General features: G+C 64.2%; 15 protein-coding genes. 9 read left to right on the top strand and 6 right to left on the bottom strand.

What is annotated here, in order from left to right:
* Window positions 1–126: 126 nt before the first annotated feature.
* Window positions 127–771, top strand: a complete 645-nt coding sequence (locus tag VFZ66_25145; GenBank protein HEX6292497.1) for a penicillin acylase family protein — start codon at window positions 127–129, stop codon at window positions 769–771.
* On the opposite strand, the gene VFZ66_25140 is transcribed toward VFZ66_25145, so the two are convergent.
* Complete coding sequence (locus VFZ66_25140) at window positions 759–1025, bottom strand: hypothetical protein (GenBank protein ID HEX6292496.1); 267 nt, start codon at window positions 1023–1025, stop codon at window positions 759–761. The two genes, VFZ66_25145 and VFZ66_25140, sit on opposite strands and share 13 nt — an antisense overlap.
* Before the next feature lie 37 nt (window positions 1026–1062).
* Between VFZ66_25140 and VFZ66_25135 the strand changes: the two genes are divergently transcribed.
* The 4 genes from VFZ66_25135 (at window position 1063) to VFZ66_25120 (ending at window position 17906) form a co-directional block, all read left to right on the top strand.
* Window positions 1063–7809, top strand: a complete 6747-nt coding sequence (locus VFZ66_25135) for an amino acid adenylation domain-containing protein (protein ID HEX6292495.1) — start codon at window positions 1063–1065, stop codon at window positions 7807–7809.
* Window positions 7806–16265 carry an amino acid adenylation domain-containing protein gene (locus VFZ66_25130; GenBank protein HEX6292494.1) on the top strand — a complete coding sequence of 2820 codons (8460 nt, stop codon included), beginning with the start codon at window positions 7806–7808 and terminating at the stop codon, window positions 16263–16265. Before VFZ66_25135 ends, VFZ66_25130 begins: the two co-directional genes overlap by 4 nt.
* Before the next feature lie 641 nt (window positions 16266–16906).
* Window positions 16907–17521, top strand: coding sequence for a hypothetical protein (locus VFZ66_25125; protein ID HEX6292493.1), 615 nt, complete (start codon window positions 16907–16909; stop codon window positions 17519–17521).
* Window positions 17514–17906 (top strand): transcriptional regulator, encoded by a 393-nt coding sequence (locus VFZ66_25120; protein HEX6292492.1) that lies wholly within the window; start codon window positions 17514–17516, stop codon window positions 17904–17906. Before VFZ66_25125 ends, VFZ66_25120 begins: the two co-directional genes overlap by 8 nt.
* Here VFZ66_25120 and VFZ66_25115 read toward each other — a convergent pair.
* Window positions 17903–18130, bottom strand: a complete 228-nt coding sequence (locus tag VFZ66_25115) for a hypothetical protein (protein HEX6292491.1) — start codon at window positions 18128–18130, stop codon at window positions 17903–17905. The genes VFZ66_25120 and VFZ66_25115 overlap by 4 nt on opposite strands.
* A gap of 57 nt (window positions 18131–18187) precedes the next feature.
* Here VFZ66_25115 and VFZ66_25110 point away from each other — a divergent pair, with 57 nt between their 5' ends.
* From VFZ66_25110 to VFZ66_25095, 4 genes are all read left to right on the top strand, one after another.
* Complete coding sequence (locus tag VFZ66_25110; protein HEX6292490.1) at window positions 18188–19501, top strand: hypothetical protein; 1314 nt, start codon at window positions 18188–18190, stop codon at window positions 19499–19501.
* Between the two features lie 405 nt (window positions 19502–19906).
* A complete protein-coding gene (locus tag VFZ66_25105) occupies window positions 19907–20824 on the top strand; it encodes an ABC transporter ATP-binding protein (protein ID HEX6292489.1) in 918 nt (305 codons plus the stop codon).
* Window positions 20821–24402, top strand: coding sequence for a M1 family aminopeptidase (locus tag VFZ66_25100; protein ID HEX6292488.1), 3582 nt, complete (start codon window positions 20821–20823; stop codon window positions 24400–24402). The genes VFZ66_25105 and VFZ66_25100 overlap by 4 nt, the downstream gene beginning before the upstream one ends.
* Before the next feature lie 458 nt (window positions 24403–24860).
* Entirely contained in the window at window positions 24861–25289 is a 429-nt protein-coding gene (locus VFZ66_25095; protein HEX6292487.1) for a hypothetical protein, read from the top strand.
* Here the strand turns inward: VFZ66_25095 and VFZ66_25090 are convergent.
* From VFZ66_25090 to VFZ66_25075, 4 genes are all read right to left on the bottom strand, one after another.
* Window positions 25255–25506 (bottom strand): hypothetical protein, encoded by a 252-nt coding sequence (locus VFZ66_25090; GenBank protein HEX6292486.1) that lies wholly within the window; start codon window positions 25504–25506, stop codon window positions 25255–25257. The two genes, VFZ66_25095 and VFZ66_25090, sit on opposite strands and share 35 nt — an antisense overlap.
* Before the next feature lie 200 nt (window positions 25507–25706).
* The gene (locus tag VFZ66_25085) at window positions 25707–26120 is read right to left on the bottom strand and encodes a pentapeptide repeat-containing protein (protein ID HEX6292485.1); all 414 of its coding nucleotides are present in this window, start codon (window positions 26118–26120) and stop codon (window positions 25707–25709) included.
* Between the two features lie 55 nt (window positions 26121–26175).
* Window positions 26176–26562 (bottom strand): hypothetical protein, encoded by a 387-nt coding sequence (locus VFZ66_25080; protein ID HEX6292484.1) that lies wholly within the window; start codon window positions 26560–26562, stop codon window positions 26176–26178.
* Between the two features lie 45 nt (window positions 26563–26607).
* Window positions 26608–26848 (bottom strand): hypothetical protein (locus VFZ66_25075; protein HEX6292483.1); only part of this gene is annotated, 241 nt, incomplete at its 5' end.

The raw sequence follows: 26848 nt of genomic DNA, 5'->3' as shown, positions 1-26848 counted from the left end.
GCCAACATGCTGGCGGACCCAATTTGATCAAAGACGACTTATTCAACCTCGCCACCCCCCAGAACAGGCTCTCAACGGGCTGCCTTACCACACGCACGAGACAGGACGCGCGGCGCGACTCGCCGGATGTACGCTCATGGCATGAGATCCATCGTATCGACGACGAAACACCTCAAACTACGCGTCTCACACTCGTGCTGGTGCCAACACCGGCCTTGTACCCGGGACCAACATTGGGCACAATTCCGCGAGGCGCTGCGCGCCTGGTGCACGCCCGTTCAGCATGTTGGGTATGCCGATGTGGTAGGCACCATTACCTACCAGATGACCAGCCAGGTGCCGATTCGCGCACCGCAGCACAGCGGCCTGGTGCCGCTGCCAAGGTGGACGAATGAGTACGCGTGGCAGGGCTGCATCCCCTACGAGGAACTGCCCCCGACCGCTAACCCGCCGCAGGGCTGCATCGGCACCGCGAACAACAAGGTCGTCAGCGACGACTACCCGTACAGCCTTTCCCCAGCATGGGACCCCGGCTACCGCGACCACAGAATGAGCGATATGCAGGCACAACGCGCGACGCTATCGCCGGAGCAGCGCACGCTTCCGGAATTGCTCGCGCACAGGCAGGCGGCGCAAGCGGCGAGCGCAGCGGCTGCTGAACCACCGCCTGTCGATCGCCGCACGATCCCGCTGCGAACGACAGCCGGACCGGCACCGCTCTCGTTCGACCAGCAACGGCTGTGGCTGCTGGATCAATTTCAGCCCAGGTGATCAGCGCCCACGCAGCGCGACCGGGCCAGACCGAGACGAGCGCCCGCGTCCTCCAGCGCCTTCGTGGCACGTCGGCGGAGGAGCAGCGTCACCTGCTCGATCAGAAGCGGCGTGAACGCAGCCAGGATCAGCCACCTGAATGACGACCGGAACCGCACCAGCCACAGCGGGACCACGCGCGACCGCCGCGCCCCGTAGACCGGATTGTGGTCGCGCTCAAGCGCATTGGGAGCCTGTCGCGCGGGCGACACCATGAGCTCCAGCAGCAGCAAGCCAAATGAGGGATTCGATATGCACAGCGACGGCCTGACATCCACCACCGGCCTTTCCGCCGAGGACCTTGAGTTATTCACGTACCTGCTTGAAGAAGAGGGCGTTGATACCACGAGCGAACGGGTGATTCCTCGCCGCGATCCTACCGCCCCGATCCCGCTTTCGCTTGCCCAGGAGCGCATGTGGTTTCTCGATCAGTGGGACCCTGGCAACCCGGCGTCGAATATTCCCTTTGCGGTGCGCCTGAAGGGTCCGCTCTCCAGCAATGCGCTCCAGCACAGCGTGAACGCGATCGTGCAGCGCCACGAGTCGCTGCGCACGACCTTTCGGTCGGTCAACGGTCTGCCGCAGCAGATCGTGGCTCCGTCGCTGCATATTCCGCTCCCCGTGACCGACCTGCGCCACCTGCCACGCGCCTGCCAGGCGGCGGAAGTCGAGCGCCTGACTCTGGAACACGGCCAATACCGCTTCGACGTCACGACTGGCCCGCTGTTGCGCGCTGACCTTGTGTGTCTGACCGATCAGGAGCATGTGTTTCTGCTCAATATCCATCACGCGGTCTTCGATGCCTGGTCGGTGGGGCTGTTTTTGCGCGAGCTGACCGTGCTGTATAACGGCGTTGTGAACAATCAGCCCTCGCCGCTTCCCGAATTGCCCATCCAGTACGGCGACTTCGCGATCTGGCAGCGCGCGTGGCTGCAAGGCGCGCTGTTGCAGGAGCAGCTCGCCTACTGGAAGCGCCAGCTTCGTGGGAGTCTGCCCGTGCTGGAGCTGCCAGGTGACTATCCACGTCCCCGGCTATTGACCCACCAGGGAGCGTTGAGCACCCATCACCTCCCGGCGGCGCTCCAGCAGCAACTGCTTGCCGTGAGCCAGGCCGAAGGCACCACGCTGTTTATGACCCTGTTTGCAGCCTTTCAAATCTTGCTCTACCGCTACACCGGTCACGAGGACATTATCACCGGCTCGGTCATCGCCAACCGCGATGTCGTCGACACCGAAGGCCTGATGGGGTTCTTCCTCAACACGCTGCCGCTGCGGAGCGATCTGTCGGGCCGCCCCACCATGCGCGCGTTCCTGCACCGCACGCGCGAGATGCTGCTGGAAGCTTACGCGCACCAGAGCGTGCCGTTTGAGCAGTTGGTCGAGGAGCTGCGCCCGCCGCGCGATCCCAGCCACACGCCGCTGTTCCAGGTGATGTTCATCTTGCAAAGCGCGCCGGTCCCGGAGCAAGGACAGCGCGATCTGGAGATCGAGGTGGTGCGCGTCGATAACGGAACTGCGAAGTTCGACCTCACGCTGTCGCTGACGGAACTGCCGGATGGGCTGCGGGTGGTGGCGGAGTACAAGACGGATCTCTTCGAGGCGACCACGATCGAGCGACTGTTGGGTCACTACCAAACGCTCCTTGCAGGCATGGTGGTGGACCTCGACCAACGGATCTCCTGCTTGCCGCTGCTCACCGAGGCCGAGCGGCAGCAGCAGCGCGATTGGAACCGGACGGCGGTTGCCGTCGATCTGGAGCCGTACATCCATACGCAATTTGCGCGGCAGGCGGCGCGAACGCCCGATGCAACGGCGCTAAGCTTTGGGGATCGATCGCTGAGCTACGCGGAAGTGAACGACCGCGCCAACCGGCTTGCCAACTATCTGCGTTCGATGGCCGTGGGACCGGAGACGCGCGTCGGGCTGTGCCTCGATCGTTCACTGGATCTCGCCGTAGGTGTGCTGGGCATTCTCAAAGCGGGCGGCGCGTATGTGCCGCTCGATCCGGCCTATCCCCAGGCCCGCCTGCGCTACATGCTCCACGACTCCGCGATCGGGGTGCTGCTGACCCAGGAGACGCTGACCGATACGCTGCCCACAGCACAGATCCGCGTGGTCTGTCTCGACCGCGACCGGTCGACGATTGCGCAGTTCAGCGCCGACGAGCCCCACAGCGGCGCGACGCCCGACAACCTGGCGTATGTGATCTACACCTCCGGCTCGACGGGCCAGCCCAAGGGCGTGGCGGTCAGCCACCGCGCGATCGGCAACCGCATCGCGTGGAGCCAGCAGGCCGATCCGCTAGCCACAGACGATCGGGTGCTACAGGTCGCGTCGATGAGCTTCGACATCGCCTTCTGGGAGCTGATCGGGCCGCTGCTGTACGGCGCGACAGTGGTGCTGGCACCGCCGGACGCCAACCGGGACAGCGACCGGCTGATCGCGCTGCTGGTACAGGAGCGCGTGACGGTGGCGCATCTGGTGCCGTCGGTGCTCAATCTGGTGCTGCCCGATCCGAAGCTGGCATCCTGCCGCAGCCTGCGCAGTGTGTACTACGGCGGTGAGGCGTCGGCGGCCGATCTGCCGACGCGGATTCGCGCCCGGCTGCCGGTCAATCTGCTGCACTTCTACGGCCCGACCGAGGCGGCGATCAACGCGACCGCCTGGCGCTGGTCGCCGGACTCGCCCACGGCCTCGATCGGTCGTCCGATCAGCAACATGCAGGCGTATCTGCTCGACGGGCAGCTTCAGCCCGTGCCGATCGGCGTGGCGGGCGAGGTCTATCTGGGCGGCGTGGGGCTGGCGCGGGGCTACCTTGGCCGCCCCGATCTGACCGCCGAGCGGTTCCTGCCCGATCCGCTGAGTGATCAGCCGGGATCGCGGCTGTACAAAACCGGCGATCTGGCGCGCTACCTGCCTGACGGCAACATCGCGTTCCTGGGACGCGCCGACAACCAGGTCAAGATTCGCGGCATGCGGATCGAGCCTGGTGAGATCGAAGCGGTCCTGCGCCAGCACCCCGGCGTGCAGCAGGCGCTAGTCGTCGTCCGCGAAGACACGCCCGGCGATGCGCGGCTGGTGGCGTATCTTGTGGGGCAGCAGCACCAGGAACCGGGTTCCCTGGGGAGCGCCAAGACCCACGGGGCCAGCCCGGATGATTCTCAGCTCGTGCTCGGTGCTTCGGAACTCCGCGCCTACGTCAAGCAGCAGCTCCCCGACTATATGGTGCCGAGCGCGTTTGTGGTGCTCGACGCGCTGCCGCTCACGCCGAACGGCAAAGTTGACCACAAGGCGCTGCCGACGCCTGAGCGCGCCGGTCTGGAGCCGGATGCAACCTATGTCGCGCCGCGCACGCCCGTTGAAGACCTGCTGGCGAGCATCTGGGCCAGCGTGTTACGCCGGGAGCGTGTCGGCGTCCACGACAACTTCTTCGACCTGGGCGGTCACTCCCTACTGGCAACGCAGCTTGTCTCGCGGGTGCGCGACGCGCTCCAGGTCGATCTGCCGCTGCGCGATGTGTTCGCCGCTCCCACGATGGCAGGCATGGCCGCGCTGATCACGAACATGCGCCTGGGCACGACCATCCAGGATGCCGCGCCGCCGCTGCGCCCGGTTGACCGAGCGGGGTTCCTGCCGCTCTCGTTCAGTCAGGAGCGGCTGTGGTTCCTGCATCAGCTCACGCCAAGCAGCCCGCTCTATAACATCCCGTCCGCCGTGCGCCTCACCGGCCAACTCGACCGCGTGGCGCTCCAGCGCAGCTTCGACACGCTGGTCGAGCGCCACGAAGTCCTGCGGACTACCTTCCCAGACACCGATGGACGGCCTGTGCAGGTGATTGCGCCACCGACGCCGGTGGTCATCGCGTTTGTCGATCTGCGCGGCCTGCCGGTGGACGAGCGCGAGGCAGCGGCGCGGGAACGGGCACAGGCAGAGGCGCAAACGCCGTTTGACCTTGCGCTCAGCCCACTGCTGCGGGTCACGCTGCTGCAACTTGACGAGGGCGACCATGTGGTGCTCTTCACCCTGCATCACATCATCTCCGATGGCTGGTCGAGTGGGATCTTAATCCGCGAGCTGGCGCTGCTCTATATGGCCTATGTTGAAGACCGACCCGCACCCCTGGCCGATCTACCGATCCAGTACGTTGATTTTGCCGTGTGGCAGCGCCAGTGGCTCCAGGGCACCGTGCTGGAGCAGCAGGTGGCGTATTGGCAAGAGCAGCTCGCGGACGCGCCGGCGGCGCTGGATCTGCTGACCGACCGGCCACGTCCGCCGATCCAGACCGTTCGCGGCGCGACGCTGCCGTTTCGCGTCCCGCTGGCGCTGAGTCAGGCGCTTTATGCGCTGAGCCGACACGAGGGCGTGACGCTCTTTATGACGCTGCTGGCGGCGTTCCAGACGCTGCTGTTCCGCTACAGCGGTCAGGCCGACATCCTGGTTGGAACCCCGATCGCCAACCGCACCCGCAAGGACCTCGAAGGGCTGATCGGAGTGTTTGTGAACACGCTGGTGCTCCGGACCAAGCTGTCCGGCAACCCGCCATTCAGGGACCTGCTCGGCCGGGTGCGCCAGACGGCGCTGGGCGCGTTCGCCCACCAGGATCTGCCCTTTGAGCGACTGGTCGAGGTCTTGCAGCCTGCACGCGACCCAAGCCGCAGCCCGCTGTTTCAGGTGATGCTGGTGCTGCAAAATGCTCCATCGGAAGCCCTGAAGCTACCTGGCATGGCGTTCGAGCCGATCGCGGTTGACAGCGGCACGGCGAAGTTCGACCTGATGTTGGTGATGACCGAGGGGGCGGACGGTCTGACGGGCACCCTCGAGTATAACAGCGACCTGTTCGATCACGACACCATGGCGCGGCTGCTCGACCACTACCACACGCTGCTCAACGGCATTGTTGCGCATCCAGAGACGCGCCTGGCCGACCTGCCGCTGGTGCCTGCTGCCGAATGGCAGCAGATGGTGCTCTGGAATGCGACCCGCACGGACTATCCTCACGATCGCTGTGTCCATGATCTGGTCGCCGCTCAAGCCGCCCGCACGCCCTCGGCGCCTGCGGTTGTTTTTCCGGACGAGCAGTGTCGTTATGTCGAGCTCAACATGCGCGCCAATCAGCTTGCCCATTATTTGCAGGCCCTTGGCGTTGGCAGAGGCACGCTGGTCGGAGTCTGCCTGGAGCGCTCACTGGCGTTTGTCGTGAGCGTGCTGGCGATCCTCAAGGCGGGCGGCGCGTATGTGCCGCTCGATCCCACGTATCCCGCCGAGCGCCTCCAGTTTATGCTCGAAGATACCGCCACACCGGTCGTGATCACGGAGGCCGCGCTGGCCGTCAGCTTACCGCCACACAGAGCCGAGATCGTCTGCCTCGACACCGCCGCAGACCGCGTGAACGCCCAACGCACCAACGATCCGGCGCACCAGGCCATGAGCGAGGACCTGGCCTATGTGCTCTATACGTCAGGCTCGACCGGCAGGCCCAAAGGGGTGATGGTGCCGCACCGGGCGATTACGCGCCTGGTCTGCAACACGAACTATGTCCAGTTCACGACCGACGACCGGATCGGCATGGTTTCCAACGTTTCGTTCGACGCGGCCACGATGGAGCTGTGGGGACCACTCCTCAACGGGGGGCGGATCGTGGGCGTGTCCCGTGAGGTGGTGCTCGCACCGACAACCTTTGCCGCCTATATCCGCACGTATCGCATCGACACGATGTTTCTGACGTCGGCGCTCTTCAATCACATGGCGCATAGCGTACCCGATGCGTTCGCCACGATGCGCGCTGTGCTCGTCGGCGGCGATGCGCTCGATGCGCGCTCGATAGCGACCGTGCTGGCGGCGGGCGGGCCGCGTCGCCTCTTGAACGGCTACGGTCCCACGGAAAGCACCACCTTTGCGGCATGGTACGAGATCACCAGGGTGTCGCAGGGCGCACGGTCGATCCCGATCGGCTATGCCCTGGCGAACACCCAGCTCTATGTTCTGGATCGCCACGCCAGGCCGGTGCCCATCGGCGTTCCCGGTGAGCTGTACATTGGCGGTGCTGGCCTGGCGCATGGCTATCTCAATCAGCCGGCCCTGACCGCCGACACGTTTGTTCCAGATCCGTTCAGTGGCGATGTCGGCGCACGGCTGTACCGCACGGGTGACAGCGCGCGGTACCAGGCCGATGGCGCGATCGAGTTCCTGGGCCGCCTTGACCAGCAGGTGAAGCTGCGCGGCTTTCGGATCGAGCTGGGCGAGATCGAGGCGGTCCTGGGGCAGCACCCGGCGTTGGCTGACGTGGCGGTGGTGATGCGCGAGGACCAGCCGGACGACAAACGGCTGGTCGCGTATGTGGTCGAGCACAGCGAACCGGGGGCGCTGCTGGACGGCCTCCGGGCAGGGGATCCAGCACGCGACCGAGCGCAGGACGATACGACGCATGCGCGGGTTCATGCTTCCGAGCTGCGGACGTTTCTGAAGGAGCGCCTGCCGGACTATATGGTGCCGAGCGCCTTTGTGGTGCTCGACGCGCTGCCGCTCACGGCCAACGGCAAGCTCGATCGCCGTGCCCTCCCCCCACCGATGCAGAGTCACCCCGCTCCCGATCACATGTTTGTCGCTCCTCGGACGCCGATCGAGGACATGCTTGCGCACCTCATGATGGAGCTGCTTCGGCTGGAGCACGTTGGCGTGTACGACAATTTCTTCGCGCTCGGTGGTCATTCGCTGCTCGCGGTACAGCTTATCGCTCGCATCCGGGCGCAGGTGGGCATCGAGATCCCCGTGCGTATCCTGTTCGAGTCGCCGACCGTCGCCGACCTTGGCGCGTATCTTCAGGCCGCTCACGCTGCTGATTCAGACGTGTCGCCAGCATTGACGGCCCCGGATTCTGGTGCCGGTGCCTCGCTCCTAAGTCTCGCCGCGTATGCCGAAGCGACCCGCTGGGCCGACTCCATGCAGACGCCCACCGAGCCGAGCGACGATGCCGATCTGTATGAAGCAGGTGAGCTATGACCGTCATCGAACTGCTGACCCACCTCCGCCAATTAAACATCGAGCTCTGGGTGGAGGACGATCGCCTGCGATTTCGTGCGCCGTCCGGCGTCCTCACGCCTGAGCTCCGCGCGGTGCTCGCTGAACACAAGGCTGAGGTCGCTGCGTTTCTCAAGATGGCGCGGGACACAGGTCGGAAGAGCGGGCCGATCCCGCTCTCGTTCGCGCAGCAGCGACTCTGGTTTCTGGATCAACTCCATCCGAACAGCACACTCTATACCGTACCGATGGTCGTGCGTCTCACGGGCACGCTTCATGGTGCCGCCCTTCAGCAGAGCCTTGATGAGATCGCGCGACGCCACGAGATCGTACGGACAACGTTCACCGTCGTGGACGGGCAGCCTGCCCAGGTGATTGCCCCCGCTGGCTCTGAAGCGGCCCAGCTGCCGCTCGCGCAGATCGATCTTTCCGACGTACCCACGGCGGCGCAGAGTGCTGCGGTCCAGGACCGCGTGCATCGAGAGCTCCAGCAGCCATTTGACCTCGCGCGCGGCCCTCTGGTGCGCGCGACGCTGCTCCGCCTGAATCCGACCGAGCATGTGATCATCCTGATGATTCACCACATTATCTTCGATGCCTGGTCACAGCAGGTGTTCATGGCCGAGCTGACCACGCTCTACGCCCATTTCAGTCAGCCAGGTGCCACGAACCGCGCCGCGCCCCTGCCGGAGCTTCCACTGCAATACGCAGACTACGCGCGTTGGCAACACCGCTGGCTTCAGGAAGCGGGATTGGAGCAGCAGATGGGCTACTGGCGGCAGCAGCTCCACGATCTGCCCGTGCTCCAGCTCATACCTGATCGTCCGCGTCCCGCGAGCGGCGGCTTTGAGGGGAGGGAGTATCATTTTGCGGTGTCCGACGCATGCGCGACAGCGCTTCGCCGCTTGAGCCAGGCGGCGGGCTGTACCATCTTTATGACGCTCCTGGCCGCCTGGCAAGTTCTGCTCGCACGCTATACGGCGCAGAGCGATATTGTGATTGGAACGCCGATCGCCAATCGGACGCAGGCCGAATCCCAGAAATTGATCGGCTTCTTTGTGAACACGCTCGTCCTGCGTACCGATCTCCGTGGGAATCCCACCTTTCGCGAGGCGCTCCATCGTGTCCGCGAGGTGTGTCTGGCGGCGTATGCTCACCAGGACGTACCCTTCGATACGCTGGTGGAAGCGTTGCAGCCTGTGCGGGATCTCAGCCGCCACCCCTTGTTCCAGGTCATGTTCGCCTACCAGCCGGCTCCGGGCGCGCTCCCGGCATTGCCGGATCTGAAGCTGGAGTTGCAGCCAATCGAGATTGAGCAGGTGAAGTTCGATCTCAACCTCACGATGGTTGAAACCATGACCGGTCTGGAAGGCATCCTCAAATACCGCACCGATCTCTTTGAAGAGCGGACGATTACCCGGATGGCTGAGCACCTTCACGTGCTGCTCGCCGCCATCAGCAGCACTCCCGACGCGCCGATCTACAGCCTGCCCTTGCTGAGCGCCGCCGAGTATCAGGCGATGCTGGACCATTGGCGCGCGCCAGACACCTACGCGATCACGCACTGCCTCCATCATGCTTTTGAACGCCAGGCTTCCAGAGCGCCGCATGCCGTAGCGGTGACAGACAACGGGGTGACGCTGAGCTATGCTGCGTTGAACGACCGGAGCAATCAGCTCGCCCGCCATCTCCAGACTCTCCGTGTCGGACCAGAGGTGTGTGTTGGCTTGTTTGTCGAGCGGTCGCCTGACCTGATCGTTGGCCTGCTCGGTATTCTGAAAGCGGGCGGCGCATATGTTCCACTTGACCCGGCGCTGCCGCCAGAACGCCTCGCTTTCATCCTGCATGATGCCCGCGTAGCGGTACTGGTAACGCAGGCAGCGTTCTCTACACGCCTGCCCGATCTCCCGGTGCCGGTCGTGCGCCTCGATCATGATGCGGAGATCATCGCAGCCTACAGCACAACAACCCCTGATTGCCTCGTGCTGCCGGACCATCCTGCCTATGTCATCTACACCTCAGGGTCCACAGGCACGCCAAAAGGGGTGATGGTCACGCACGCGAACGTCCTCCGGCTGTTTGCCGCGACACAGCCCTGGTTTGCGTTCGATGCGCGCGATGTGTGGACGCTGTTCCACTCTGCCGCCTTCGACTTTTCGGTCTGGGAGATCTGGGGCGCGCTGCTCTATGGCGGCACATTAGTCATCGTCCCCTATCTCCTGAGCCGATCGCCCGCAGCCCTTTACGCACTGCTGATTGAGGAAGGTGTCACGGTCCTTAACCAGACACCCTCGGCGTTTCGCCAGCTGATCCAGGTGGACGCCGACGCCATCGACTCGGAGCTCTCCCTGCGCTTCGTCATCTTCGGCGGCGAGGCGCTTGAGCTACACAGCGTACAGCCCTGGTTTGCTCGGCATGGCGACCTGCGACCGAAGCTGGTCAATATGTATGGCATTACGGAGACGACTGTCCATGTCACGTATCGTCCGCTGACGACAGCGGATCTCCAGCGGACGGCCAGCGTGATCGGCGGCGCGATCCCGGATCTGGAGGTGTATCTCCTGGACCACTATCTCCAGCCCGTGCCGGTGGGCGTGCCCGGCGAGATCTACGTTGGGGGAGCAGGGCTTGCTCGCGGCTACCTCCATCGTCCGGCCTTGACCGCAGAACGGTTCGTCCCGCACCCTTTGAGCACAACCGCAGGCCAGCGCTTGTATAAGTCGGGCGACCTGGCGCGCTACCAGGCGAATGGTGAGCTTGAGTATCTCGGTCGCATCGATCAGCAGGTCAAGATTCGCGGCTTCCGCATCGAGCTTGGCGAGATTGAGGCCGTGCTGGCGCAGCATCCGGGCGTGCGTGACGTCGTTGTGATCGCGCGTGAAGATCGTGGGCCCATGCATCGGCAGCTGGTCGCATACGTCGTTCCCACCCTGGAATCCCAGCCCACCATCGACGACTTGCGACGTTTCCTGGGAACACGCCTGCCGGATTATATGATCCCGACGGCTTTTGTGGCTCTTGACAAGCTGCCGCTCACGGTGAATGGCAAGCTTGACCGCAACGCGCTCCCGAGCCCGGATCAGGCGCGACCAGCGCTGGAGGAGGACTACACCGCGCCGCGCTCCCCGTTGGAGCATGTTCTGGTGCGGCTCTGGCAAGATCTGCTGGGCGTTGCGACGATCGGCGTGCATGATAACTTTTTCGCCCTGGGCGGAAACTCGATTCAGGCCGCCCTCCTGATCAACCAGATCCAAGCTGCCCTCCAGGAAATCGTCTACGTCGTCGCGATCTTCGACGCACCCACCGTTGCCGAGCTGGCCGTGTATCTTTCCAGCCGGTATCCGCAAAGCGTGACGCGCCTCTCTGGCAGTGATCGGCGGGAGGAACCTGCCGTGGATTCGGACACGCCGCCGCGTGCCAGGCCGATCGGTCAAGCCGAGGTTGCCAGGCTTCGGCAGTTGATCACCCCGTTGCCGCCGCGCCCAGCCGGCTCCGTCGCCAAGAATCCTCCGGCGGTGTTTATCCTATCGCCGCCGCGCTCCGGCTCGACGCTGCTGCGCGTGATGCTGGCCGGGCATCCCCGACTCTTCGCGCCGCCGGAGCTGGAGCTGCTGTCGTTTAATACGCTGGCGGAGCGGAAAGCAGCGTTTACCGACCGGGATCGCTTCTGGTTGGAAGGCACGATTCGCGCGATCATGGCGCTTAACGTGTGTGACGCTCCCGCTGCTGAGCAGTTGATGGCGCAGTACGAGGCCCAGGATCTCAGCGTGCAGGCGTTCTATCGCCTGCTGCAAACCTGGCTCGGCGATCGGATGCTGGTCGACAAAACGCCATCCTATGCCCTGGACCGCGCGATCCTCCAGCGCGCCGAGGAGGACTTTACCCATGCGCGCTACATCCATCTGATCCGCCATCCGTACGGCATGATTCACTCGTTTGAGGAGGCGAAGCTTGACCAGATCTTTTTCCGCCGTCCGCACGCCTTTACGACCCGTGAGCTAGCAGAGCTGATCTGGCTGATCAGCCACCAGAACATTCTAGACTTCTTCCAACAGATCCCGGCGGAGCGGCGGCACACCGTGCATTTCGAGGAGATGGTCAGCCAGCCGGTGCGGAGCATGGAGCAGATCTGCACATTCCTCGGCCTGGATTTCGACCCCGCGATGCTCCAGCCCTACGCTGACACCCAGCAGCGCATGACGGACGGACCCCACGCTGCAAGCCGCATGCTCGGCGATGTTAAGTTCCACGAACACCAGCAGATCGATGCGTCAACGAGCGAGCGCTGGCGGGACTCCTATGCCGAGGAGTTTCTGGGCGATCTCACCTGGCAGGTTGCCGAGCACCTCGGCTACGCTGCACCTCGATCCAGCTCAGGTGGTGCAACGTTGACACCGATTCTACCCCAGCCGAGAACCGGCAGCGATAGGTTTCCCTGCTCGTTTGCCCAGCAGCGGCTGTGGTTTATCGATCAGCTTCAGCCAGGCAGCACGGCCTATAATATTTTCGTCACGTTTCGTCTGATCGGCTCCCTCGATCTGATGGCCCTGCAACGCAGCTTCGATACGATCATGCAGCGTCACGAGTCGCTCCGTACCGTCTTTGCCGTTGTTGAAGGTACGCCCATGCAGGTGATCGTCCCGCCACAGCCCACATCGATCACGAGGATCGATCTGCGCAACCTGCCGATGCGTGAGCGTGAGGCGGCAGCAATCCAGCGGGCGACCCAGGAGGCGCGCTCGCCCTTCGATCTGGCATGTGGGCCACTCCTGCGCCTGCTGCTGCTCCAGATGGCTGAGGACGACCATATCCTCGCGATGAACATGCACCATATTGTCTCTGATGGGTGGTCCGAGCGAATCCTGATCCAGGAGGTAACAACCCTCTACGCCGCCTACCTGAGCGACGAGCGCGCGGCGCATGTGCTCCCCCCCTTGCCGATCCAGTATGCCGATTATGCCGTGTGGCAGCGCCAGTGGCTCCAGGGCAGCGAGCTGGCGGCACAGATAGCCTACTGGGAGCGGCAGCTCGCGGGGCTGCCCGTCCTCGACCTACCGATAGATTACCCCCGGCCAGCGATCCAGACCACCAACGGCAGGCACCATGCGATCGGCTTGCCCGCAGCGCTGAGCCAGGAGCTGGCAGCGCTGAGTCGGCGCGAGGGCGTGACGCTCTTTATGACGCTGCTCGCCGCCTTCCACACGCTGCTGATGCGCTATACCGGGCAGGTCGATATCGTGGTCGGTACGCCGATTGCAGGACGCAACCGGGCCGAGCTTGAAGGGTTGATCGGCTTTTTCGTCAACAGCCTGGTGATCCGTACCAACTTGTCGGGCAACCCTACGTTCCGCGCAGCGCTTCAGCACGTCCGCACGGTCACGTCCGAGGCCTACGCGCACCAGGATGTGCCCTTTGAGCAGCTCGTCGAGAGCATCGCGCGGGACCGTGATCTGAACCGCCACCCGCTCTTTCAGATCATGTTTATGCTCCAGAGCGCGCCGCTGCCCAGCACGCCATTTCCCGGCCTGGAGTGGAGCTTTCTGGAGATCGAGGGCGGAAGCGCGAAGTTCGACCTTTCGTTGTCGCTTGTCGAAACGCCGCAGGGCTTGCAGGGCGGATGGGGATACAATACCGATGTGTTCGCAACGGAAACGATCGCGCGCATGGCCGGGCATTGGGAGATCCTGCTGGAAGCCATCGTCGCCGATCCCGACCGCCGGATCGCTGAGCTGCCGCTGCTGACCGGGGTTGAGCACCGGCAGATCCTCTTCGATTGGAATCGCTCCGCAGCCGACTATCCCCGTGATGCCGCCGTGCATCAGCTCTTTGAGGCCCAGGCCGCGCGCACGCCCAATGCTTCCGCGATCGTCTTTGAAGGAGCGCGTCTGACGTACGCCGAGCTGAACACACAAGCGAATCAGCTCGCGCACTATCTGCGGGCGCAGGGCGTCGGGCCGGATGTGCTCGTCGCGCTGTGTGTCGAGCGGAGTCTGGAGATGATCGTCGGCATGCTGGCGATCCTCAAGGCAGGCGGCGCGTATGTGCCCCTCGACCCGGCCTATCCTCAAGAGCGCATCCAGTACATGCTCGCGCACAGTCGCGCGCCGGTGCTCCTGACCCAGGCGGCGCTGGTCGAGCGCTTACCCGAACACACGGCCCAGGTCTTCCGCCTGGATGCCGATTGGGCGCGCTTAGCCCAGGAGCCCGTGACCAATCCGCCGCGCACGGTGCTGCCGGAGCACCTGGCCTATATCATCTTCACGTCAGGCTCGACCGGACGACCAAAGGGCGTGATGGTCACACAGCGCGGGCTGGTCAATCTGGTCTATGGCCTGCGCGCCTACTTCGGCGATCCCGCCGTCCAAACGACCGGCCTGATCACCTCGATCAGCTTCGACATCTCGGTCAACCAGATCTTCCCGACGCTGGTCTTTGGCCGCACGCTGCACATCATCCCCGATCCGGTCAAGTTCGACAGCCGCGCGCTGCTGCGCTACCTCGACGACCACCAGATCCATTTGCTGGACGCGGTGCCCTCCTACATGCAGGCGGTACTGAACGAGGTCGCGCCGCAGCAGCCACCGAACGCGCTGCGCTACTTGCTGATCGGCGGCGAGAAGATCGAGCAGCGGCTCCTGCAATCCGTCTTCGGCCAGCTTGGGCCGCAGGTCCAGGTCGTCAACATCTACGGCCTGACCGAGATCAGCGACATCAACCTCCTGGGGGTCATTCGTGCCGCCGATGTGGATCAACCGATCACGGTCGGCAGACCGCTCCACAACAATCGGATCTACATTCTGGACCAGCACCAGCAGCCGCAGCCGGTGGGCATCGCGGGCGAGGTCTGCATCACGGGCGAGAGCGTGTCGCGCGGCTACGTGTTCCGTCCCGAATTGACGGCGGAGCGGTTCGTACCGTGTCCGTTTGAAGATGGGCAGATCATGGTGCGCACCGGCGACCTGGGCCGCTGGCGCGCTGATGGCACCGTCGAGATTCTGGGTCGGATCGATCATCAAGTCAAGATCCGGGGCTACCGCATCGAGACGGGCGAGATCGAAGCGGCTCTGCTGCGCCATCCAGGTGTTCAAGCGGCGGTTGTCATGGTCCGTGCGGATGGGACGCAGGACACCCAACTGGTCGCCTATGTCGTTGCTCAGCCGACGCAGGCCGTGACCCGTCACGATCTCCTGGAGGCGCTGGGACAGTCGCTACCAGCATACATGCTGCCGGCGATGATCGTGATGCTCGAAGCGCTACCACTCACCCCGAATGGCAAGGTTGATCGCAAGGCACTCTCCCTGTTCGACGCGCGGCAACAAGCAGGCACCACCCCATTCATCGGGCCGCGAACGATCGAGGAATGGCGGATGGTGCGGCTGTGGGAGGATCTGCTTAATACAGGTCCGATCAGCGTGATTGATAATTTTTTTGAGCTTGGCGGCCATTCGCTGCTCAGCATGCGCTTGCTGGCAACGATTCAGCAGGAGTTCGGCTGTCGCCTCTCGCTGATGACGCTGTTTCAGGCTCCCACGGTGGAGCGGCTGGTAGCAGCGCTCCGTCACGATCCATCAGCGCAACGCCAGTCATCCCTGGTTCCGCTTCAACCGGCAGGACAGCGACGACCCTTCTTCTGTGTGCATCCTGTGGGTGGAACCGTCCTGCCCTATGGCGAGCTAGCGCGTCGCCTGGGAGCGGACCGTCCGATCTATGGTATCCAGGCGCGCGGCCTTGAAGTCGGTCAACCGATCCACGATGACATCCGAGCGATGGCGAGGAGCTATGTTGAGGAGATCCGGTTACTTCAGCCTGAAGGCCCCTACCTCCTCGGGGGCTGGTCGCTTGGCGGTGTGATTGCCTTCGAGATGGCACGACTCCTCCACCAACAAGGGCAGCAGGTTGCACTGTTGGCGCTGATTGATAGCGCTATACTTGACGCGAATGCCGGAGCGCCTGATGCTGCCGCGCTGGTGGCCCAATTCGCTCACGACCTTGGTCAGCTATACGGTCAAGAGCTATCGATTGTACCGGACGACATACGGGATCTCACGCCTGAGCAACAACTGGAATATGTGTTCGTCCAGGCGCGGCGGCAAGCCGTAGTCCCGCCGGCGGCTGATCTCGACGCGCTTCGCCGATTGGCAGCGGTATTCCAGTCGAACCTCCTTGCGCTCGTACGCTACACCCCGGTGCCGCTGCCACTATCAATTGCGCTGCTTCAGGCCGCCGATCGGCTTCGGGCCGTGCCGACGCGGAATCTCGCCGACGCCTGGCGCGCATTGGCCGTGGATGTCGATACACAGGTGGTTCCTGGTGATCATCACACGATCATGCGTCCGCCCTATGTCCAAGCGGTCGCGGACTGGCTCCATGAGCTGTTCGAGGCTGTGCAAATGAAGGAGGATGCGTCCTGCCTGGCATCTCACGAATCGCGCCCATAGGATGGCTGGCCGTATGGTCGGTAAAGCAGCGCGCCGAGGTGGCCGATTCTTCGGAATGTCCGCTGCTGGTAGCCGGCAGATCAGGTCATATGTCGCCCCAGGCTGCGCATCGCCAGGTATGAACGGGCGGCACACCCCGGACCATCCATGAATCTGGGACGGTCGTGACGCGGCATTCATGCCCTCACCGTATCAATCCGATCGCGGTGAGGGCGCTGCATGTGCCCAGGCAGATAGCGCAAGCACGCGACAATACCCGCACGTTTCAGCCTTACGACACGGCAACAGCCAAGCGATCTTTGCCATTAAACGTAACTGCCTCAACATGCCACGGATGGATGCGTATGGGCTTGCATATCTCCAGATCTACAGTCATATTCTATATTTTTTGTTGGCATACCACTACGTTTTCATGCCATGTGCGGGGTGACGAGCGCATTTCGAGAACATCGTATGCTCCGTGAGGAGCGGATACCGCCAATGCGTTCAGGAAGGCTCATGGCGGCGGATTTCCGTCGTGGCCGCGTCTCGCGGCGCAATGCCGTTCCGTTCATCGGGGGGCTGGTGCTCGACGTGACCGAGCCCTCCTTTGGATCATAAAGTACTTGACAGCACTGCCGCACCCCTCTATAATCCGCACCATGGCATCCCTACATCATCTGCAGCCTCCGCTGCCAGAATCCTCCGACCTGCATGATCGCGCGGTCGACAACCTGCGCTTTATTCGTGACACCATGCAGGCAGCCACCGCGTTCACCGCGGTGTCCGGCTGGGGCCAGGTGCTCGTCGGCGGCACCGCGCTGATCACCGCCGCCATCGCAACCACCCGCCCGCAGCCTGCCGCCTGGGTAGTCCTCTGGCTGGGCGAGGCGCTGCTTGCCTTCGCCATCGCGATTGCCGCGACGGTGCGCAAAGCGCGGGCGACCGGCCTGCCGCTCGTTTCGACGCCGGCGCGCAAGTTTGTGCTGAGCTTTTCGCCGCCGCTGATCGCCGGGGCCGTCTTGACCCTGGTGCTGTATCGCGCCGGGGCTACCGCCCTGCTGCCGGGCATGTGGCTCCTGCTCTTTGGGACCGGCATCGTCACCGGCGGCGCGTTTTCCGTCAAGATCGTGCCGGTCATGGGGCTGTGTTTTATGGTCTTGGGCTGCCTGGCGCTGCTCAGCCCGGCAGCCTGGCATCCCTGGTTCATGGCCGCCGGATTCGGCGGCCTGAACATCATCTTCGGCGTCGTGATCGCCCGGAGGCATGGTGGCTAAGCGCCCAAGCGCGGCACGCGCACCGGCATCCACGACCCCGCGCGCGCCGCATCGCTCCGAACCGGCCCCCGCCCAGGCTGGGCCAGCGCAGGCGCCCGCGCTGGATCGGCTGATCCATGAGCGCATGCGGTTGGGGATAGTCAGCGCGCTCGCGGTGAACGAGGCATTAAGTTTTAATGACCTGAAAGCACTGCTGCGCACGACCGACGGCAACTTGAGCGTCCACGCGCGCAAGCTGGAGGAGGCGGCCTACATCACCTGCACCAAGTCTTTTGAGGGACGGGTGCCCAAGACCGAGTATCAGTTGACCGAGATCGGACGCCGCGCGCTGGAACGCTATCTCGATCATATGGAAGCGCTGATTCAGGCAACGCGGCAACGCTAACCGACCCATCTCTTTTTTTTGGAGCACAACTTTATGACACAAAGCGCTTTTCTCGCCGCGACAGGCAACAGCCAGCACGTCGCGATCAGCATCGACGGCAACGGACGCTGCACGAGAAGTCCAATGAAAGCACCGCCATCCACCTGCTGCAAAATCTCCTGGGAGGCGGCATTGCGCCACATGGAGAGCCGTTGAAAGAATAGTTGCGCGATGAGTGCGTGCATTGTTCTATGATTGCGTACATTATTCTATGATTGCCAACGACCCAAAGGAGGCATCACATGGCGAACAGCATACAGGGACTGGCCCTCAGTTCCGACGATCCCCACACCTTGGAAGAGTTGTACCGGGCGGCCCTCCACCAGGGCGAAGCCGACTCTTTTGCCGCGGCGATGGTATCCCGCTATCAGCGCGCGCCGGACAATCCGCTCTACGCGGCCTGGTACTACCGCTTGCAGGCACGTCCACTGGATGGCGAAACCGAAGAGGGCCACATCGCCTGGCGCACGGCGCTGCCGCTGGCCTTGCTCGCTGGCCTGTTGTTTGCGCTGCTGGCCGATTCTCGCTTCACCCTCGGCAACGAGGTGCCCTACCTTTTGTTGTTCTGGTCGCCCATCGTTGCCGTGCTGGTCTACCTCTTTCTGCTGCTGGAGAATCCCGCCTATCGCCAGCGGGCGCTGCCAGCGCTGGGGGGCGTGGTGGCCGCCAGCGCGTACATCTTTGCGCTCTCGCTCTGGCAGGCGGGGGAGAGCTATCACATCTTGATGGTGTTTCACCTGCCGTTGCTGGCCTGGATTGGAGTGGGGCTCGGCATGCTCGGCTGGGCATCGTCCGCGCGCGAACGTTTTGCCGCGCTGATCAAAACCTTGGAAATTGGGATCACGGGCGGCGTCTTCGGCAGCGGCATGGCTGCCTTTGCCATCATCACCGTAGGGTTGTTCCAGGCACTTGGTCTTAATATGCCGGAGTGGGCGATGCAGGTCCTCTTCGCGGGAGGAGCTGGATTGGTGCCTGTGATCGCCGTGGCGGTGGCCTTCCAGCCAAAGCGCCAGGTGGTGGAGCAGCGCTTCCAACAGGGGTTGGGGCGGCTGGTCCCGATCCTCATGCGTCTGCTGCTGCCGCTGACCCTGCTGGTCCTGGCTGTCTACCTGTGCTTCATTCCCTTTAATTTTATGGGGCCGTTTCGCCACCGGGAGCTGCTGATCGTCTACAATGTCATGCTCTTTGCGGTAATGGTCTTGCTGGTGGGGGCGACGCCTGTGCGCGCCAGCGATGTGCCCGCGCGTTACCACAGCTGGCTGCGCATGGCGATCCTGGCCGTGGCGGGATTAAGTGTTCTGATTAGTCTCTACGCAATGGCGGCGGTGGTCTACCGCACCTGGCTCGGCGGCATCACGCCCAACCGGCTCACCGTGATCGGCTGGAACACGATCAACATCGGCCTCTTGATCGCCCTCCTCTACCGTCAGTGGCGGGACGGTCGCCCGGCGTGGATCGACTCGCTCCAGCGCGTGGCGAGCATTGCCCTCGTGATCTACGGCGGCTGGGCGCTCTTTTTGGTTCTGGCGATTCCATTCCTGTTTCCGGGCGCGTAGTGGGTTTGGGGAGATGGAAGAACGAAAGACGTCGCATGCGTGCGACGCCGGAAAGCGACCGTCTGCATGCGGGCACTGAGTGCTCCCGTCGGCAGAGTCGACGCTGGCGTTGCGCGAACAATCCATTGTCCGGGCAGGGCTGGTCCACGGGCCGACGATCGGGAGGGGCGAGGCATGCGCTATGCGCGGTTGGCACCACGGGTCGCTCCGGGTAGATCAACGCCCAGGGAATGCCTTGCCCCGACGCCCGCACCGTTCGCGACGGCCCCGGATCGCGTTCCTATGCACCGTGATCCGATCAGAGGCGCGCTGCCTCTTTCATTCCTGCCAACCATCCTAGCTACCTGTACGATTCCCCAGGTCGTTCATCCGCTGCGGGCATCGTGCGTCTAACAGGAGATGCCCATGGAGTTACACATTCGTGACGTATCCAAGACCTATGCCAACGGCGTGCACGCGCTGAAGGAGGTAACGCTCACGATTCCGGTGGGGATGTACGGCCTGCTCGGCCCCAACGGTGCCGGCAAGTCGACGCTGATGCGCATCCTTGCAACGTTGCAGGAGCCGGACACAGGGTTGATCTGCCTCGGTGACATTGATGTGCTGCGCCAGAAGGCCGAGGTGCGCCAGACGCTCGGCTACCTGCCACAGTCGTTCGGCTTCCATCCGAAGGCGAGGGCGGAACGGCTGCTGGAGCACTTCGCGGTGCTGAAGGGCATCGCCGAGCCGGGGGTGCGGCGCGACGTCGTCGAGTCGCTGCTCCGGCAGACGAACCTGTGGGAAGTGCGCAGGGAAAGGCTCGGCACCTTCTCCGGCGGCATGCGGCAGCGCTTCGGCGTCGCGGTGGCGCTGCTGGGCAACCCGAAGCTGATCATCGTCGACGAGCCGACGGCGGGGCTGGATCCCGCCGAACGCGTGCGGTTCCTGAACCTGCTGAGCGAGATCGGGGAGGAGAGCGTGGTGATCCTTTCGACGCACATCGTCGAGGATGTCGAGGAGCTGTGCAGCCGCATGGCGATCATCGACCGGGGCGCGATCCTGCTCGAAGCGGAGCCGCTGCGCGCGATCGACGAGCTGCGGGGCAGGATCTGGCGCCGGACCGTGAGCCGGACGGAACTGCCAGCCGTCGAGACGGAGCTGCCGGTGATCTCGACGAAGCTGCTGGCGGGACGCACGATCGTGCACGTCTACGCCGAGGCGTCGCCGGGCGCGGAGTTCGAGCCGGTCGAGCCGGAGCTGGAGGACGTGTATTTCAGCGTCATGGCGAGTCACCACGGGCGGCGCGGGGCGATGTCGGTAGCGGGAGTGGAGGCGTCGTCGTGAAGTTTCGCGAAGTCTTCCGCTACGAGCTCGAGTACCGCCTCCGCAGCACGTCGACCTGGGTCTACGCCGGGTGCCTGTTCTTGCTCGCAGTCTGGATGTTCCTCGCCACCGCCGACGGGGAAGGTGGCGGCCATGCCAACGCGCCGGAACGGCTCGCCGGTGGCGCCGCCATCATCGGGACCGTCGGCATGCTGGTCACGGCGGCGCTCTTCGGCGATGCGGCGGTCCGCGACGTCGCGGCTGGGATGGACCCGCTGCTCTTCACCTCCCCACTGCGCAAGGCCGACTACCTGGGCGGCCGGTTCCTCGCCGCGCTGGCGGTCAACGCCGTCGTCATGCTGGCGATCCCGCTGGGGCTCCTGGCCGCCACGGGGTTGGTAGGATCGTTCGAGTCGGAGCCAGTCGGCCCGTTCCGGGGCGGCGCGTACGTGCAGCCCTACCTGCTCTTCCTGCTGCCGAACCTGGTCCTCGCGGGAGCGATCCTGTACACGATCGGGGTGCTCGCGCGGCAGGTGGTGCCGGTGTACCTGGGCGCGATCGGCCTCTTCATCAGCTATCTCACCGCGATGAATGCCCTGGGCCAGATCGAGAACCCGGTGCTGTCGGTGCTGAGCGACCCGCTCGGGATCCGCGCGCTGGAGGAGACAACCCGGTACTGGACGGCGGCGGAGCGGAACGCCCGGCTCATCGGCTTTCCCGTCGGCCTGGTGTGGAACCGCGCGGTCTGGCTCGCGGTGGCAGCGGCCATACTCGCGCTGCTGCACCGGCGCTTCCGGTTCGCGCACGCTGGCGTCAGCGGCCGCAGGAGCAAGGCGAGGCACGCCATCGGCGAGGCGCGGTCGGAGCGATCCCGGCCGGTGGAGGTTCCGCGCGTCGTCGGCTCGTTCGGCTTCTGGATGACGGTGCGGCAGACGCTCGCGGTCGCGGGCCGCTCGCTGGCGGAGATCGTGGCGAGCCGCTGGTTTGTCGTGGTCCTGCTCGGCTGTACGGGCCTCACTCTTCTCATGGGCTGGAATGTGGGCGACACCGTCTTCGATACGTCCACGTGGCCGGTCACGCTCCTCGTGGCCGGGACGGTCCTGTCCGAACGGGTCGTCCCCATCATCTACGCGCTCATCGCCGTCTACGCCGGCGAGCTGGTATGGAAGGACCGCGACGCGAACGTGGACGAGATCGCGGATGCCGCGCCGGTGGCGGAGGGCGTCGCGCTGCTCGGTCGGTTCCTGGCCCTTGTCACTCTGATCGCACTGTTCCAGGCCGCGCTCATGGTCGGCGGCGTCCTGATCCAGGCGCTCCAGGGCTACTACCGGTTCGAGATCGGCCTCTACCTCCAGATCCTCTTCGGGCTGAAGCTGGCCGACTACGTGCTCTTCGCCGTACTCACGATGACGATCCAGGTCCTCGTGAACCACAAGTATCTCGGTCACGTCGTCCTGCTGCTGGCCTTCGCGTCCACGTTAGCCCTGCGAATGCTCGGAATCGTGGAGCACCACCTGCTCCTCTACGGCACCGACCCGGGATGGACGTACTCGGACATGAATGGCTTCGGCCCGTTCATCGCACCGTTCGTCTGGTTCAAGCTCTACTGGGCGGCGTGGGCGCTGCTGCTGGCGATGGTCGCGGTCCTGTTCTGGGTGCGGGGTCGTGAACCGGGTATCCGACGTCGGCTCGGCCTGGCGCGTGCCCGCTTCAGCGGCCCGGTCGTGCGCGCAGCCGCCACGGCGGTCGCGCTGATCCTCGTGCTGGGCGGATTCATCTTCTACAACACGAACATCCTGAACGACGACCGCACAGCGGACGAAGGCGGCGCACCGCAGGCCGAATACGAGAAGCGCTACGGGCGGTATGAGGACATCCCGCAGCCGACTATCGTCGACGCGGCGCTGCGCGTGGAGATCTATCCAGACCAGCCGGCGGTGGACCTGCGCGGCAGCTACAGCCTGGTGAACCGCACCGACACGGCCATCGACTCGGTGCACGTGCTCTTCGCCGATCTGGACATCCAGGCGCGCTCGATCTCGTTCGACCGCGCGGCCAGGCCGGTGGTCGTGGACGACGAGGTACAGTACCGGATCTACGCGCTCGATCAGCCGCTCGCGCCGGGGGACTCGCTGCGGCTCGTATTCGACGTGGCGTTCCAGCCGCGCGGCTTCCCGAACAGCGGGATCCAGAATGCCGTGGTCGGCAACGGCGCGCACTTCGACCGGAGGTGGCTGCCGCTCATCGGCTATCAGCCGGCCTTCGAGCTGTCCGACGACGAGGCGCGGCAGCGCTTCGGTCTTGAGCCCAGGCCGCCCATGCCGCGCCCCGACGACGCCGACGCGAGGCGGCACCGCTATGCAATACGGGACGCGGACCTCGTCCACATCGAGGCGATCATCGGTACGGCTGCCGATCAGATCGCGGTCACGCCCGGCGTCCTGCGCCGGAGCTGGACCGAGCACGGGCGACGCTACTTCCACTACGAAACCGAGGCGCCGACCTCGTTCGGCGCTACCGTCTTCTCCGGCGAGTATGCGGTGCTCGAGGACCGGTGGAACGACGTCGCACTCCAGATCTTCCATCATCCAACCCACACTTACAACCTGGACCGGATGGTCCGGAGCATGAAAGCGTCGCTGGAGTATTTCACCGCTCAGTTCGGACCCTACCCGGACAACCAGCTGCGCATCGTCGAGTTCCCACGATACGGTGGCTTTGGACACGCGCACCCGCACACGATCGCCTTCGCGGAGGACGCCTTCCTCAGCCGCGTAAAGGAAGGCGAGGTAGACCAGCCGTTCTTCGGGACCGCGCACGAGATCGCACACCAGTGGTGGGGCGGGCAGGTGCGGGGCGCTCCGGTCCGGGGCGCGGCGTTCCTCTCGGAGTCGCTCGCCAATTACAGCGCGCTGATGGTGGTGGAGAAGACGTATGGCCCCGAGGTGGCCCGCCGGGTCTACGACTTCCAGATGGACCGCTACCTCCGCGGACGGGCGTCGCAGTCACGCGAGGTCCCGCCGCTGGAAGTCGAGGACCAGCCGTATATCGCCTACCGCAAGGGCGCCATCGCCCTGTACGCGCTGCGTGAGCACATCGGGGAAGAGGCCGTCAACACGGCACTGCGCCGCTACCTCGAGAAGTATCGCGACGCGGGGCCGCCCTACCCGACGTCGCTCGATCTCTACGCCGAGCTGCGCGCCGTCACGCCCGACTCGCTCCAGGACCTGCTGACGGACCTGTTCGAGGAAGTGACCCTCTGGGACGTCGAGGCTGAGCGCGCCGTCGTCGAGCCGACCGGCACCGGTGAGTTCCGGGTGACGCTCGAAGTGCGCTCGAAGAAGATGAGGGCCGACGCTGTCGGCCACGAAACCGAGGTGCCGATGGATGACTTCGTCGAGATCGGTGTCTTCGCGGCGGGCGAAGGCGACGGACTCGGTGCGCCGCTCTACCTCAAGCGGCACCGCATCCGCAGCGGCCAGCAGACGATCACCGTGACCGTGCCACGCGAGCCCGCCTATGCTGGCATCGACCCGTATCACCTGCTGATCGACCTGGAGATGGATAACAATATCGAGGAGGTAAAGATCGAGCGTTGAGGGCGCATACCAAGCGCCTGCACGCGAGTAGGGCACGGCGGGTCGATCGCTTGGACGACTCACGCGTACGGACGTGACGCCGAGGCATGGCCGATCAGGTCATCATACGCGGCGCGCACGAAGTCGTCGATTGTCGGTGTCCAGCGCGGCATGATGGATCACCGCGCTGTTGCCTGCGGCGTGGCTGCTCATGCCCTGTTGATCGACGGTCGCGCACGGAATATCCTGCGCTGTGTAAATTGCACGGTGCGGAGCGCGATCTTAAGGCGCTGCGCGACGTGACGCCGGAGCTCCTGCAAGCTGAGAGCGTGCGGCTCGATGCGGCGGAACTGCGGCGCGTGCGGCCTGCCCCAACGGTCTATGGTGCTGCTGGTATACTGGCTCCATGCGGCGATCATAACGCTCCCGTAGGCGACGCGCTCAACGTGCCGGGAGCTCAGCGACTACGCGAGGTGGGTATGAGTCCACGTTCACGGTGGCATGCGGGCCTGCTGCTGGTCCTCTTCCCGACGGTCATCTACGGCGGCGTCAGTCTTTTGACGCTGCTGATCGGTGATCCGGCCTATCTGCAGAACCCATTACGTCAGGATCTCTGGCGGGCCGGTCACGCTCATGCCGGCGTCCTTTTGATCCTGGCGCTCATCGCCCTGCAATATGTCGATGCTGCCCGCCTGTCGGAGCGGTGGAAGCAGGTCGTGCGGATCGCCCTTCCCGCCGCAGCGATCCTGCTTCCAGCGGCCTTCTTTTTATCGGTCCTGCGACCAGACGCAACCGAGCCGAATGCGTTGATCTACCTGGCCTATCTGGGTGCGGCGGTGCTGGCTGGTGGGGTGATCCTGCTGGGCGTGGGGCTCATCCGCGCCGGGGCAACTGATGACCGTCGGTGAGCCAGCGCACGGGACACTGCGACCTGTTGCGCAGTGTGACCTGGACGAGACGCATGACATGCTCCTCGTGCGTGTTCTTCGCCAGTGCGACGAAGAACCAGACATCTATCCAGGCTCCGTGTGTCATGTCGGTGTCCACCAGTTCCAAAAGATCGCGCATGGCAATAAAGGACCATGCGCCACGAGCCGCATCGGGAAGCTGGAGGAGCTGTCCCATGCAACGGCCCGTGGCACCAGGCTCAGCTCGGCCGGTCTTTTGACGCATCATCCTGGATGGTGCGTATTAGTGGTTTCAGCGGGAGGGGTTTGGGGGCGACCTTTTTCGGCTTTTTGATTTCCTTCGTGCGTTTGTCTTTCGATCCCATGATTAAGCTCCTCTCCTGGTAGTTGGCAGATGTGCCGGACGTGCTCCATCACTCATCTGACGATCTCCGCTCTCACTGGCACGGTGGCAGGGCGCAGGTGGCGGCGACGGCTGATCCCCACCATACTCCATAGACGATCCCGCAACGCTGCGATCATCCCGTGTGAGCGGCGGGCCAAGCTGAGATCAACACGGTCAATGCCACGTACCCCTAGATGGGTATCGCGCATGTCGGCCCCACCCAGATCGGCATGCGTGAGGTTCGCGTCGCCAAGCTGGGCGTCCTGCAAGGTAGCCCCCTGGAGGTTCGCCTCCGATAGATTGGCATTATGCAGGTTGGCCTGCCGCAGATCCGCGCTCACCAGGTTGGCACGTGCCTGGCGATCCTGCTGATCGGTGCGCCGTTCGCGGTCCGCCGACCGGCGTCGAGCGGCGTCCTCGGCCTCGTGTCGGAGATACTGTGACATAGCCTTCCTCGCTTTGCACATCGCGCTATCGTGCGCCATCCAGCAGCGCAGCGCGCTACGCAAACAGTTTTCTCCACCATGGCTTGCGATCGTCCGCCTGCTTGCGGTCTGCTTCTGCCGTGCGCTGCATGGTTGCATAGACGCGGCGCATCTGATCCTGGTGGCGACGATTCATTTCGGTCACGAACACCTGCTTGACGTAGCCGTCATGACGCACATGGATGCCGGTTTCATGCCGGTCGATCAGCAGGCGCACCGGTCCAGGTGGAAGGTCAATCAGCGGGGGATGCGCCGTAGCGGGATCGGGAGGATGAGCACACCACAGGCGGGCCTGGAGCGGACCTGTGGTGTCTGCCTGCACTTCGACCCTATACACGCTCCCAGTGGGCAGGGCAAAGATGTCCCGATGGCGTAATTCCGTGGTGTCGATCAGTCTGCTCATAGCATCTCCTTGGAGCCCGTGCCGTGGTTGTAAAGGCTTTATCCGTTATGTGCTGCGTTCGGCGCCCCGAACCGTCGCACGTGGCCGTCCTGGTTGGTCAGGCAGGCGTTCGAGATCCACTGCATAGAAGACCACCGTGCGGCGGGGACGCTGGTCCCAGTCGAGGTGGACGAAGCAGCGGGTGTCGCGCACCCGTGTAATCGTCCCAACCTGACCATCATCGCCGATGCCTGGCACATGCACGCGGATGCGCTGACCATAGCGTATGTCTTCTAAGTTCATGTGT

The sequence above is a fragment of the Herpetosiphonaceae bacterium genome, assembly GCA_036374795.1.
In the GTDB taxonomy this organism is placed as follows: Bacteria; Chloroflexota; Chloroflexia; order Chloroflexales; family Kallotenuaceae; genus LB3-1.
This window is presented reverse-complemented; position numbering and strand designations above follow the sequence as displayed.